Below are 12,980 nucleotides of genomic sequence, written 5' to 3'. Positions count from 1 at the left end.
TTTAGCCTTGACTTTTTATTTGCAGGCTAATTATACACACCACGCATCTATTTATTATCCCCTATACCACGGCAGCCTGTCCCGCAGCAGCATCTTTTCCATCCGCTCCAGATTCTTATCCGAATGCTCAATCTCCCGCGAATACCGGTACACCAGCTCTACGATCTCTTCTGGTGTAAGCTCTCCTTCATTTTTTATCCACCGTGCTTTCCACAGCTCATAAATATGGAAAGTACTTATTACTGCCATCTGCACCTTCGCATAAATCCTTCCATCATAAACTGCGCCACAGAAATAAGTGAAAATGAAATACACCAGCAGCTGCTCTGCCTGGATCTGGATATTTCTCTCTTCCTTCGCCCACCGCTTAAAGTCAGACGAGATTCCTTTATACGCATCTGCTCCATGTGAATACAGAAGTTCTTCGCTCTCCATCAGAAGCATATCCCAGTCCTCACGCAGAAGTTCCAATTCATAAAGTTCCCGGAACATCTTATGCGCCATCTCCCATCTTTCCTGCACAGACGGCTTTTCTTCTTTCCAAAGTTTCCGTACAAACTTTCTGGCACTCTTTGTCTGATAACGTTCAATGACTTCCTCGCAGGAAAATAACTGTTCCCGGTTAAATCTGCCCTGCAGATCATGCGCCATTCCAAGAATCAGTCCCACTCTTATTTTTAATGAATGTTCCCGGTCCTGCAGAATTCCAAGCATTGCATCTCTCGCATCTACAAGCATAGAATACAGAAACGGATCAAATTCCTCGTATTCCTCTTCTCCTTCTTTTTCATAAGTAAGAAAACGGACCGGCTCTTTCTTCTCCATCAAAATCCTTGCCACCTCTGGACAGGATACCGACAGGGTAATCTCCCGTACATCCTCAAACTCCTCGACATGTCTCGGATACAGGCGGCAGGTTTTACACAGACTTTTCTCTCCGAGATTCGCATACATCTCACACAGATTACAGTCATTTAAAAATGCACATCGCTTTTCTTTATCCTGCCTGAAAATGCCACGGATCCAGTCCACGGATTTCAACATCGTAAACCAGAATTTTCCTTTCACATGCTTATATTTATTCAGTGATTTTTTGTCAATTACAATCTTCCACCCTGCACAACAGGTATCTTCACATTTGTCTGCGATGCAGGTGAATTCTTTATAATAATCCGGAATTGTATATTGCATTTATTTTTCTACCCCGACCTTCTTACAGATATCCGCCAGACAGCATCTGTCGCAGTGCGGCTTCGTCCTTGCCGTACAGACTTCTCTTCCGTGGTACACCAGTCTGTGACAGAAATCGCTTCCTTCCTCTGGCGGAACCAGCTTCCAGAGTTCCATCTCTACTTTCTTCGGATCCTTAATCCCGTCTACCAGTCCAATACGGTTCACCAGACGGATACAATGGGTATCTGTTACGATCGCAGGCTCACCAAATACATCTCCCATGATCAGATTCGCGCTCTTTCTCCCAACACCAGGCAGCTTTAAGATCGCATTAAAATCCTTCGGAATCTTTCCGCCATACTCATCCCGAAGCATCTTCATACAGGCACTGATATCCCGTGCCTTACTTTTTCCAAGCCCGCAAGGACGCACAATCTCTTCGATATCATTTACATCTGCTTCTGCAAGGGCCTCTACTGTCGGATATTTTGCAAATAAACCTTCTACGACTACATTTACCCTTGCATCCGTACACTGTGCGGCAAGCCGTACACTGACCAGAAGTTTCCATGCCTGATCATAATCCAGGGTACAGTCTGCATCCGGATATTCTTTTCGGAGGCGTTCGATTACTTCCAATGTCCTTTGTTTTTTCGTCATTTTCTACTCCTCTTTACTTCATATTCTGTATTGTAAGATAATTAATCTGTTTCATCTGTTTGATATCGTCTTTATTGAAGGTAAGCAGATTCATCAGCTTTTCTTTATTCACGATCTCTTTTTCTGAAATTACTGCTTTAAAGGTAATCGGAAGCATCGTATAATTCGACAGCCCCGATACCAGTGCAAGCTGCTGCCCGGGATTTACCAGATTATTAACACAGGAAATCATGATATGCTCCGACTTTAATGCCTGATTATGCAGCATATAGGTTCCGATAAAGCCTTCTTTCTCATATTCTCCTGTATAAAGTCCACTGCAATCTCCCGGTTCCCGAATCTCACTTACATCATTAAAAAGATGTACTTTATATCGATTCCCATTTCCTTCAACTACCTGCTGTTCGATCACACTTTTGATGATCACCTTCCCGATTGCATCATAGCTATACATATACAATTTTTCGATCTTCTCTGCATAACGGCATTCTTCCTCTTCTTTTGCAGTCTCATCCCCAATAATTGCCAGCGGAGATACTTTCAAGATCCGTGACAGCTCCACAAATGTCGACATATCCAATGAAATATCTCCTTTTTCGTATTTAGAAACTGTCGACACACTCTTATGTAACAGTACCGCCAGTTCTTTTAAGGTCATATTATACGCCATACGGTATTTTCTGATATTCTGACCTACTCTTTCATCTACATTCATACCAATTTTCTTTCCTTTAAATCAATTTTTTTATGACATGTGCATAAATTTCGTCGCATTTTCCCAAATTTGCATTTTGCAGCATGTTTTTTCTATTATTTCAATAATAACACGTTCATTTTTTTCCTGTCAATAAAACACACCTCCTTTGTCATTTTGGTTTAATCCGCATAAAATGAGGTTGTCAAACACAATCAACTCATAAATTTGTGTAACTAAAAATCAAGGAAGAAATGAAAGGGGATTACAAATGGAAGTTGAAGAAAGATTACTAAAATACATTTCCATCAAAACACCTTGTGACGAAAACAGTGATAAGGTTCCAACTACATCATGTCAGTTTAATCTTGCGAAAATCCTTGCCGATGAATTAAAAGATCTCGGACTTACCAAAGTGATTCTGGATGACAAGTGTTTTGTCTATGGAATTCTCCCGGCTACTCCCGGTTATGAGACCAGAAAAAAACTGGGATTTATTGCACACATGGATACCGTTCAGGAATTCTGCGAAGGAGAAATTCATCCTGTCTGTACACCAGATTATAATGGTGAAGATCTCGTCCTTGGAGACAGTGGAAGAATTCTTACCACAAAGGATTTCCCACATTTAAAAGCTTTAAAGGGACGTACCTTAATTACCTCTGACGGAAATACCATCCTCGGAGTAGACGACAAAGCCGGTATTGCAGAAATCATGCAGCTGCTGGAAATCCTGCAGACAGAGCAGATTCCTCATGGTCAGATCAGTGTAGCATTTACACCGGATGAAGAATGCGGAAGCGGTGCTGCTCATTTCGATTTTGAAGCTTTTGATGCTGAAGTTGCCTATACAATGGACGGTGATGGAGAAGGCGAGATCCAATACCAGAATTTCAATGCCTGTGAAGCAAAATTTGAAATCAACGGGAAGAATGTTCATCCCGGATCTGCAAAAAATGTCATGATCAATGCGGTTCTCATAGCAGCAGATATCAACAATATGCTTCCAAGATATGAGATTCCGAGATATACCGAAGAGTACGAAGGATTTTACCATCTTCTGAGTATTCACGGCGACGAAGGATATGCCATCGCTGAATATATTATCCGCGATCATGATACAGACAGCTTTGAGGCTCGAAAAAATACACTCCGCCATATCGAGAAAACCTTAAATGAGCTCTGGGGAGCGGGAACAGTTGCTTTGACTCTGACAGACGAATATAAGAATATGGAATGTATTATTAAAGAGCATATGTATCTGATCGATTACGCAAGACAGGCTTGTGCAAACGCAAATGTCCCGGAAGATATTTCTCCGATCAGAGGCGGCACAGATGGCTGCAAGCTGTCTTTCAAAGGACTTCCTTGTCCAAACCTTGGCACCGGAGGTCATGGCTATCACGGACCATTAGAGCATGTGACCATAGAAGGCATGGAAGCTGCTGTCCGTGTGATCGTAGAACTTGTAAAAATATTTGCAAATGAATAGAAAACAGAGGTACCGATTATGAAAAAGAAAAAAATCTCTTTCCCTTCTGCGCTTACCGTATTATTTATCGTCCTTATTTTTGCCGCTATTTTAACCGCAATCGTACCGTCAGGACTTTATTCCAAATTAACCTACAACGCAGATCATGATGTATTTGAAATCACTACACCGGATGGTGACGTTACAGAAATGGCTCCCACTCAGGAAACGCTGGATGAACTTGGTGTCACCGGTAATCTGAACAAATTTTTGGATGGAAGCATCAGCAAACCAATTGCCGTTCCGGGAACTTATCAAAAAGTAGAACAACAGCCACAGGGAGTATTCAAAATCCTTCTCGCTGCCATCAAAGGTGTATATGATACCATTGATATCATCCTCTTCGTATTCATTCTGGGCGGATGTATCGGTGTCCTGAATTATATGGGCGCATTCAATGCAGCAATTGCCGCTCTTTCCAAAGTCACAAAAGGGAAAGAATATATCCTGATTATTTTGATCACCATTATTATTGCGGCAGGTGGAACAACCTTTGGTCTTGCCGAAGAAACCATTGCTCTGTATCCAATCCTTGTTCCGGTATTCCTTGCGGCCGGATACGATGTTATGGTCTGTATCGCTGCCATTTATATGGGTTCTTCCATCGGAACCATGTTCCCTACCATTAACCCGTTTTCCGTAGGAAATGCATCAAACGCAGCCGGAATCAGCCTTGCTGACGGAATGGGAATCCGTGGTATCGCACTGGTGCTCGGAATCATCATCACCTTGATCTATATTCTTCGTTACGCAAAGAAGGTAAAGGATGATCCGTCTAAATCTATCTGCTATGACCAGTATGAATACCATTTACAGAAATACGGTCATCAGGGAGAGGTTCCGGAATTTACAGGTAAAATGAAACTTTCGCTCCTTGTATTCGGTGTATCCTTTGGTGTACTCGTATGGGGACTTGTCGCACAGGGATGGTGGTTTGATAATATGACCGCTCTCTTCCTTGCCTGCGCGATCCTGCTCGCCTTTACCTCCGGCATCGGCGAAAAGAACTTTATGGATCAGTTTATCGGTGGTGCTGCCGATCTGATGGGTGTTGCCCTGGTTGTCGGTGTTGCCCGTGGTATCAATGTCATTCTGGAAGATGGTATGATTTCTGATACGATCCTTGAATTCTTCTCAAAAGCGATCAGCGGCATGAATCCGATCCTGTTCATCATCCTTATGATGCTGGTATTTATCGTACTTGGATTCTTCATTTCCTCTTCCTCCGGTCTTGCGGTTCTGTCCATTCCGATCATGGCACCGCTCGCCGACACCGTTGGGGTATCAAGATCCGTCATCGTTTCAGCATACGCATACGGTCTTGGACTGATTTCCTTCATCACACCGACCGGACTGATCCTTGCATCCCTTGCAATGGTTGATGTTACCTATGACAAATGGCTGAAATTTATCATGCCTCTTATGGGTATGACAACCGTATTCAGTGCGATCATGCTAATCATTCAATTATATGTATAAATACCTTATCTAGACAGGAGGAAGCCAGTTATGGATTTTGAAAAACAAATAAAAGCAGATCGGGAAAGTCTGATCCAGGATATCATAAAACTGGTATCGATCAACAGTGTGGAAGCAGCACCGGAGGCAGGAATGCCTTTCGGTGCAGGTCCTGCAAAGGCTCTCGATTGTTTTCTTGAAATAGCAAATTCAATGGGACTTACAGTTGAAAATTTTGACAACTACGCAGGACATGCCGATTATGGAGAACAGGATGAAATTCTGGGAATCCTTGGGCATGTAGATGTCGTTCCCTGCAGCGGAAACTGGATCTGTGATCCTTTCAAACCGGAAATCATAGACGGAAAGCTTTACGGGCGCGGTGTTCTTGACGACAAAGGTCCTCTTCTCGCCTGCCTGCACGCAGTAAAGATTCTGAAAGCAATGGAACTTCCTCTGCAAAAGAGAATTCGTTTCATCGTTGGCGCCAATGAAGAAACCGACTGGAAATGCATGGATTATTATTTCAATCAAAAGAAAATCCCTGCTCCACAGATGTCTTTTACACCGGATGCTGTATTTCCACTTATTTATGCCGAGAAGGGTGTCTTCCAATATCAACTTGTAACAGATATCACGGAAGAGCTTGTTCTATCCGGCGGAAACGCTTTTAATGCAGTTGCAGATCACGCATCTGTTCTGCTTCCCGAAGAAATGGAAGCTGTGATCCGTAAGAATCTTCTCTCCTGGGAGACACAGACGAATTGCCATTTCCGACTGGACAGAATGGACTCGTCTCTTCGCCTGACTGCAGAAGGTGTTGCCGCACATGCCGCCCATCCTTCTACCGGAATCAATGCGATCAGCGGACTTATGAAAGCTGTTTCTGAATTACCACTTCAAAATGAGCTTTCCAGAATCGCTGCCTTCTATATGAAGTACATCGGTTTTGATCTGACCGGCAAAGGACTGAGAATTGATCTTTCCGATGAAATTTCCGGTAAATTAAGTTTTAATGTAGGAAAGGTCGAAGTACAGGATTATAAAGTCATCTTTTCTATTGACAATCGTGTTCCTGTCACTTACCGCTGCATGCAGGTACAGGAGCTTATCCAGAAGCATTTAAGCGGCTCCGGATTCCGTTTTGAAAATCCAAATGCCACAGAATCGATTCATATCCCAAAAGATTCTTTCCTTGTACAAGCATTGTTGGAATCCTACCGTACCGTTGTTGGCGATTCATCTGCTATGCCTCTGGTTGACGGAGCCTGCTCATATGCGCGCGCACTGGATAACTGTGTTGCTTTCGGAGCACTTTTACCGGATCAGCCGGATCTGATGCACCAGACCAATGAATATCTGGAACTTGACAAGCTTGATATCTGGATGAAGATTTATCTGGACGCCATTTACAGACTCGCAAAATAGAATCGGAATGAATAATGTAATGTATTTGTTAATATCTTACATTATTCATTCCTTTTTTTATTTAAGTTTTATACATTTTGTACATTTCTCAAATGACATTTCGTTAAATCCATGCTATAATTAAAAAAATGATAATTCATCTGTTAACGTACAAAATAAGGGGGGCTTACATGAAAAAAATATCACGTCATGAACTGATGCAATATGGAACGGCTGTCATTTCGTTCCTGATTGTAATGACGTTCACACTTCTGATTTTTTTCTGGTTTGTACAACAGAGCGTTGATAAAAGTGTACAGAACGTTATCCAAAAAAACACACTGCAGCAAAAGGATCACCTGGAACTGGTTCTGGAAAAAGAATATGAATTCCTGGAGAGTCCTGCTGCATACTTCGGAACAACTTCCGATCTGTTCAGTAGCGATAATCTTCAGCTTCTTGCTGAACTGGCTTCTTCCAGCTCCTTTCACCGGCTTATGCTTTTTTCTACAGACGGTATCGGACACTCCAGCGATGGAAAGAATACCGATGCAAGTTCACGGGACTATTTTCAAAAGACATTGGAAGGCAGACGCGTCCTTAGTTCTCCTCTGTCAAGTAGCGTAGACAACGAAACCCTCGTTGTCCTCACAGTTCCTGTTTATGACAAAGATCAGAATATTATCGGTGTTTTTGGAGGTTCCATCGATGTCGCGAAACTGACTACCATGCTCTTTGAGGATCTGTATTCCGGTTCCGGCTACTCATTTATCACAGACTCGGACGGCAACATTATTTCCATTGAATCTACTCACAACGAAATCCGGGAGAACTTTTTTACTTCTTCCTCTGACTGGGTATTTCAGACCTCGGAAGATGGCGCTACCCTTCAGGAAGATTTTAAGCAAGGACACGCAAACTGCCGCAAGATTACAGCAGATTTATCACATGCACGCTATATTTCCTACCAGCCACTAAAGTACAACGACTGGATGCTCTGCTATATCGTTCCTGCTGTCGAAGCCCGTCAGCACTTTGCTTTTATCAACAACTTTGAAATCATTCTGTTCGCCTTTTTTATCTGCATTGTGCTGCTTCTGATCTTCGCACTCTGGAAGATCAACCAGAAGAATCAGACTTCGCTTCTTCGCCAGGCGCATACAGATGCTCTGACCGGACTTCTGAACAAAGTTTATGCAGAACACACGATTTCCGAATGGCTGCGCGAAAAAGATTTTGAAGATTTACAGGCTTTAATGATGATCGACATGGATTATTTCAAGCAGATCAATGATACTTATGGACATGCAACCGGTGACCAGGTACTGAAAATATTTGCCGGATTTCTGAAAGAACAGTTTCGGACAACCGATATCATCGGTCGTGTCGGTGGTGACGAATTTATGATCCTGATGAAAAATGTACGTCTGGATTACAGTATCCATCTGCATTTGCAAAAGCTCTATACAAATCTTCAAAATGTAGATATCCCGGAACTAAATGGCCGGAAACTTTCCTGCAGTATCGGCTGTGCTGTTGCTCCAACGGATGCTGAATCTTTCAGCCAATTATACCGCCTTGCTGATCATGCTCTGTATACAGCTAAGCACAACGGACGTGGACGTTTTGTTATTTACCACGATATCAAGAACCAGCAGGAAACCGTTTTATCCTGATCAACGTCAGGAATTCTGGTACAGGTCAATATTCCTGTCATTTAATCTCAAAATTCCCGCCGGGCAGATCCTGTACCTGCCCGACGGGAATTTCATTCTTCTTTCTATCTCAGATACGCCTCCGGCACATCCAGTCATTTTTAATCATCGTAAGTATCCAGGAAATTGTGTCTTACACCTTTTGCCTTGTAGCCGACAACCGTATCCAGATTGACATTTTCCACACTCTTGAAAATATTGCCCTCCACAAACGGGTTCGTCTTCTTAAGCTCTGCGATCAGCTTTTTGATCTCCATACGCTTTGACTGATTTTCTTCATTGTTGCAGGTTGTGCAGGTATCGGTAAACTTACATGCACACTGAATAAAATGCAGGTCATTGTAATCTCTCCATGCCTTGATGTCATCCTCACGAATCAGATACATCGGTCGGATCAGTTCCATCCCTTCAAAATTTGTACTGTGAAGCTTCGGCATCATAGTCTGCACCTGTGCACTGTAGAGCATTCCCATCAGGATCGTCTCAATCACATCATCATAATGATGTCCCAGTGCGATTTTGTTGCAGCCCATCTGCTGTGCAAAATTATAAAGATATCCACGTCTCATCCTTGCACAGATATAACACGGTGATTTTTCAATCTCAAATACCGATTCAAAAATATTGGATTCAAAAATCTGGATCGGAATCTTCATCTTCCTTGCATTTTCTTCAATGACCTTCCGGTTCTCCGGACTGTATCCCGGATCCATCACCAGGAACTTTACTTCAAAGTTAAATTTGTTGTGACGCTTTAATTCCTGGAAAAGCTTTGCCATCAGCATTGAATCTTTTCCACCGGAAATACATACTGCGATCCGGTCACCTTCTTTGACCAGTTCATATTCTCTGACAGCTTTTGTAAATTTGGACCATATCTTCTTTTTGAACTTCTTGCGGATACTAAGCTCCACATGTTCACAGACATCATCTGCTTCCTTTTTCTTCATATCTGCCATCAGCCATCCAACATAACCGCCCTTCAGGCTGTATGCTTCATATCCCTGCTCCTGCAGTTCTTCTGCGATATCCCTGCTGATCTGTCCTCTGCTGCAGCAGATAATGATCTTCTTTTCCTTATCTTCCGGCGGATTCTCCATCAGTACATCTGCTGAGCTTGCCACTGAATTCGGCAGGATTCCATGGGCGCGCTCAATCTCGCCACGGATATCAAAAAGCTCGTAGGACTCTGCAGGAAGCGTTTCCATTTCCTCGATCGTAATATCTATACTCATTGATTTTCTCCTTGTAAAAAGAATGTATCCTGACACATAATCCTCTTTATTGAACAGAAAGTTCCATCTGGATTGTTGTCAAATAAAAAATACGCGTGTATCGGTACATATCATAGCATAATCTGTTCATCTGGTCAAAGGGAGATCCATCCGAAAATACCGGATTTCCGCTTATCGCACAGCATTTTCAACACTCCTGACTGCCGCAATTCCTTTCGGAAATGCAAGACTGACAAACAGTGAATAGTACCAGCCAAATCCGGCATTTTCCATCATAATCCCATATGCCATGCTTACGAAAATGTAGCTGCACATGATCGGAATGGATTTCAGAAAAGCATTTTTTCTGATCTGTGCCTTTGTCATAGTGTTTTCTCCTTAAAATTTTCTGTGCACATCGAAAAAGACGAAGGTTTCGAAAAACCTCCGTCCAAAATTCCTGTATGTATAATATTTATTTGCCCTGAACCGCTGCAAATCCACCTTCAAGATCTGCGATGATATCATCGATATGTTCTGTACCGATAGAAAGACGGATTGTGTTCGGTTTGATTCCCTGATCAAGCAGTTCTTCTTCTGTCAGCTGAGAATGTGTTGTTGTTGCCGGATGGATAACAAGGCTCTTAACATCCGCAACATTTGCAAGCAGCGAAAAGATCTTCAGGTTGTCGATGAACTTGTGAGCTTCTTCCTGTCCGCCTTTGATCTCGAATGTGAAGATAGATGCTCCACCATTCGGGAAATATTTTTCATAAAGTGCATGATCCGGATGATTCGGCAGTGACGGATGGTTCACATGCTCTACCATTGGATGATTAGAGAGGTATTCTACTACTTTCTTTGTATTTTCTACATGACGGTCAATTCTAAGTGACAGTGTCTCTGTTCCCTGCAGCAGAAGGAATGCGTTAAATGGAGAAATTGTTGCTCCCATATCACGAAGAAGGATTGCACGGATGTAAGTTACAAATGCTGCCGGACCTGCTGCATCTACGAAAGATACTCCGTGGTAGCTTGGGTTTGCATCTGCGATTACCGGGTATTTTCCACTTGCTTTCCAGTCAAATTTGCCGGAATCTACGATGATTCCACCAAGAGTTGTTCCGTGTCCACCGATGAATTTGGTAGCAGAATGTACAACGATGTCTGCTCCGTGTTCGATCGGACGGATCAGATACGGTGTTCCGAATGTGTTGTCGATTACAAGTGGAAGTCCATGCTTGTGTGCAATTTCAGCGATCGCATCGATATCCGGGATATCACTGTTCGGATTACCAAGAGTTTCAAGATAGATGGCTCTTGTGTTATCCTGAATTGCATCTTCTACTTCTTTCAGGTTATGTGCATCTACAAATGTAGTTGTGATTCCGTAATGTGTCAGTGTGTGTTCAAGAAGGTTGAAGCTTCCACCGTAGATTGTCTTCTGCGCTACGATATGTCCGCCATCTGCTGCAAGTGCTTCGATGGTATATGTAATTGCAGCTGCTCCGGATGCTGTTGCAAGAGCTGCCACACCACCTTCAAGTGCTGCAATTCTCTTTTCAAATACGTCCTGTGTAGAGTTTGTCAGACGTCCGTAAATGTTACCTGCATCTGCAAGTCCGAATCTTGCTGCTGCATGTGCAGAGTTCTTAAATACATAAGATGTTGTCTGGTAAATCGGTACTGCTCTGGCATCAGATGCCGGATCTGGTTCTTCCTGTCCTACGTGAAGCTGAAGTGTTTCAAATTTATAATCGCTCATATTTTTCTACCTCTCTTTTCTACTGTCTGATGTATCGTGATCTCTATAGTGATCTTTCAAATTTGATAGTTGCATTATATCTACTTTTACCTACTTTGTCAATAGGTTAATAGGGAATTATTTTAAAAACATTTAATTTCAATATGTTTTATCTGTTTTTCTTCTATCAATATAAAAAAGACGCTTTTGGCGTCTTTTCTGTATAATAACATCCACTACTGCTCATCGGTGATCAGCCCGGCGATCAGTTCTGCTCCTGTCACAAGATCTTTGATTGTCGTATATTCATTTACCGAATGTGCCTGGTACATTCCATTTGACAACACCAGTCCAGGAATCCCGTTCTTCGCAAAGCTGTTGTTATCACTTCCGCCAAATGTCTCTACAAGATTTCCTGCAAGTCCCAGCTCTTTGCTTACTCTTTCAAACCGTTTTACCGGCACACTGTCTTTTGCTGTCTCATAAGCGATCAGATGAACTTCGCAGGTAAGTTCTGATTCAGCTCTGTGTTTTTCAGCCACCTTTTTGAAGGTATTTCCCACTTCTTCTACACAACGAGTCGCTTTTTCATGAGAATAGCTCCGGATTTCTCCCTTTACAATACATTTTTCCGGAACAATGTTCGTTCCGCTCCCACCTTCGATCAATCCGATATTGCAGGTTGTCTCTTCATCCACATGTCCCTGACTGATCTGCATGATCGCTTCGGATGCAATAGCGATCGCATGAATGCCGTGCTCCGGATCAAATCCGGCGTGGGATGCCTTCCCGGTTACTACCACCTGATAAGAAATCAGAGACGGTGCTTTATATGCCGCGCTTCCAACCGATCCGCTGATATCCAGTACATAGGCTTCTTTTGCACGAACCTTTGAAAAATCAAATACGCTGCTACCCTTGATATAAAGCTCTTCTGCAATTGTAAAAAGAATCTCGATATCCCGGTGTGGTACTCCCGCTTCTTTTACACTGCGGATTCCTTCCAGGATCTCCACAAGTCCTGCCACATCATCAGCTCCAAGAACTGCTTTTCCTGCGGAACGGATCACACCGTCTTCTCCGATGATCCCTTTCTTGCCTTTGGACGGCTCAACCGTATCCATATGGCCGGACAAAAGGACCGGATCTCCCGGAAGATCTCCCGGAAGATATGCATATAAGTTTCCGGCGTTTCCTCCGAAATGTTTTCCAGCATTGTCTTCCTCTACTTCAAAACCAAGTTCTTTTAATTTCACGATCAGCCGGTCTGCCATCTGACGCTCCCCAAAGCTTGGTGCATCGATCGCAGTCAGTTCCTGAAATTCATCGACTGCCCGCTGTTCATTTACCTTTATTTTACTCATTTCTGCCACTTCCTTATCTG

At 42.9% G+C, this 12,980-nt stretch carries 11 protein-coding genes; 4 read left to right on the top strand and 7 right to left on the bottom strand.

Annotation, left to right across the window (positions count from 1 at the left end; translation table 11 throughout):
* Positions 1-54 precede the first annotated feature (54 nt).
* The 3 genes from fliB to PGZ10_RS15270 are packed head-to-tail and all read right to left on the bottom strand — an operon-like array spanning position 55 to position 2,548.
* Positions 55-1,191, bottom strand: coding sequence for a flagellin lysine-N-methylase (gene fliB / locus PGZ10_RS15280; protein WP_270541767.1), 1,137 nt, complete (start codon positions 1,189-1,191; stop codon positions 55-57).
* Positions 1,192-1,833, bottom strand: coding sequence for an endonuclease III domain-containing protein (locus PGZ10_RS15275; RefSeq protein ID WP_117557555.1), 642 nt, complete (start codon positions 1,831-1,833; stop codon positions 1,192-1,194).
* 13 nt (positions 1,834-1,846) lie between these two features.
* Positions 1,847-2,548, bottom strand: coding sequence for a helix-turn-helix domain-containing protein (locus PGZ10_RS15270; RefSeq protein WP_117557557.1), 702 nt, complete (start codon positions 2,546-2,548; stop codon positions 1,847-1,849).
* A 250-nt stretch (positions 2,549-2,798) separates the two neighbouring features.
* Here PGZ10_RS15270 and pepT point away from each other — a divergent pair, with 250 nt between their 5' ends.
* From pepT to PGZ10_RS15250, 4 genes are all read left to right on the top strand, one after another.
* Positions 2,799-4,019, top strand: a complete 1,221-nt coding sequence (gene pepT / locus PGZ10_RS15265) for a peptidase T (RefSeq protein WP_117557559.1) — start codon at positions 2,799-2,801, stop codon at positions 4,017-4,019.
* 18 nt (positions 4,020-4,037) lie between these two features.
* Complete coding sequence (locus PGZ10_RS15260; RefSeq protein WP_270541765.1) at positions 4,038-5,537, top strand: YfcC family protein; 1,500 nt, start codon at positions 4,038-4,040, stop codon at positions 5,535-5,537.
* 30 nt (positions 5,538-5,567) lie between these two features.
* Positions 5,568-6,944 carry a dipeptidase PepV gene (gene pepV, locus PGZ10_RS15255; protein WP_270541764.1) on the top strand — a complete coding sequence of 459 codons (1,377 nt, stop codon included), beginning with the start codon at positions 5,568-5,570 and terminating at the stop codon, positions 6,942-6,944.
* Between the two features lie 170 nt (positions 6,945-7,114).
* Positions 7,115-8,599 carry a sensor domain-containing diguanylate cyclase gene (locus PGZ10_RS15250; RefSeq protein WP_117835100.1) on the top strand — a complete coding sequence of 495 codons (1,485 nt, stop codon included), beginning with the start codon at positions 7,115-7,117 and terminating at the stop codon, positions 8,597-8,599.
* A 140-nt stretch (positions 8,600-8,739) separates the two neighbouring features.
* Here PGZ10_RS15250 and PGZ10_RS15245 read toward each other — a convergent pair whose 3' ends face one another.
* The 4 genes from PGZ10_RS15245 to PGZ10_RS15230 form a co-directional block, all read right to left on the bottom strand.
* Positions 8,740-9,873: an ATP-binding protein gene (locus PGZ10_RS15245; RefSeq protein ID WP_270541761.1), complete on the bottom strand. Its 1,134-nt coding sequence runs from the start codon at positions 9,871-9,873 to the stop codon at positions 8,740-8,742.
* 171 nt (positions 9,874-10,044) lie between these two features.
* Positions 10,045-10,239, bottom strand: a complete 195-nt coding sequence (locus PGZ10_RS15240) for a hypothetical protein (RefSeq protein WP_055156213.1) — start codon at positions 10,237-10,239, stop codon at positions 10,045-10,047.
* A gap of 88 nt (positions 10,240-10,327) precedes the next feature.
* Positions 10,328-11,617, bottom strand: a complete 1,290-nt coding sequence (locus tag PGZ10_RS15235) for an O-acetylhomoserine aminocarboxypropyltransferase/cysteine synthase family protein (protein ID WP_270541760.1) — start codon at positions 11,615-11,617, stop codon at positions 10,328-10,330.
* Positions 11,618-11,832: 215 nt separating this feature from the next.
* Positions 11,833-12,960 (bottom strand): M20/M25/M40 family metallo-hydrolase, encoded by a 1,128-nt coding sequence (locus tag PGZ10_RS15230; protein WP_270541758.1) that lies wholly within the window; start codon positions 12,958-12,960, stop codon positions 11,833-11,835.
* Positions 12,961-12,980: the final 20 nt, after the last annotated feature.

It is taken from the genome of Coprococcus sp. AF102-57, assembly GCF_027686195.1.
GTDB classification, from domain to species: Bacteria; Bacillota; Clostridia; order Lachnospirales; family Lachnospiraceae; genus Allocoprococcus; species Allocoprococcus comes.
The sequence above is the reverse complement of the archived record's forward strand: the minus strand, read 5'-3'. Positions and strand labels throughout refer to the sequence as shown.

What these genes read in the sequence shown, in the direction of transcription:
- PGZ10_RS15270 (WP_117557557.1), bottom strand. Translation starts at nt 2,548, where the DNA reads ATGAATGTAGATGAAAGAGTAGGTCAGAATATCAGAAAATACCGTATG.
- PGZ10_RS15230 (WP_270541758.1), bottom strand. Translation starts at nt 12,960, where the DNA reads ATGAGTAAAATAAAGGTAAATGAACAGCGGGCAGTCGATGAATTTCAG.
- pepV (WP_270541764.1), top strand. Translation starts at nt 5,568, where the DNA reads ATGGATTTTGAAAAACAAATAAAAGCAGATCGGGAAAGTCTGATCCAG.
- pepT (WP_117557559.1), top strand. Translation starts at nt 2,799, where the DNA reads ATGGAAGTTGAAGAAAGATTACTAAAATACATTTCCATCAAAACACCT.
- PGZ10_RS15240 (WP_055156213.1), bottom strand. Translation starts at nt 10,239, where the DNA reads ATGACAAAGGCACAGATCAGAAAAAATGCTTTTCTGAAATCCATTCCG.
- PGZ10_RS15250 (WP_117835100.1), top strand. Translation starts at nt 7,115, where the DNA reads ATGAAAAAAATATCACGTCATGAACTGATGCAATATGGAACGGCTGTC.
- fliB (WP_270541767.1), bottom strand. Translation starts at nt 1,191, where the DNA reads ATGCAATATACAATTCCGGATTATTATAAAGAATTCACCTGCATCGCA.
- PGZ10_RS15260 (WP_270541765.1), top strand. Translation starts at nt 4,038, where the DNA reads ATGAAAAAGAAAAAAATCTCTTTCCCTTCTGCGCTTACCGTATTATTT.
- PGZ10_RS15245 (WP_270541761.1), bottom strand. Translation starts at nt 9,873, where the DNA reads ATGAGTATAGATATTACGATCGAGGAAATGGAAACGCTTCCTGCAGAG.
- PGZ10_RS15275 (WP_117557555.1), bottom strand. Translation starts at nt 1,833, where the DNA reads ATGACGAAAAAACAAAGGACATTGGAAGTAATCGAACGCCTCCGAAAA.
- PGZ10_RS15235 (WP_270541760.1), bottom strand. Translation starts at nt 11,617, where the DNA reads ATGAGCGATTATAAATTTGAAACACTTCAGCTTCACGTAGGACAGGAA.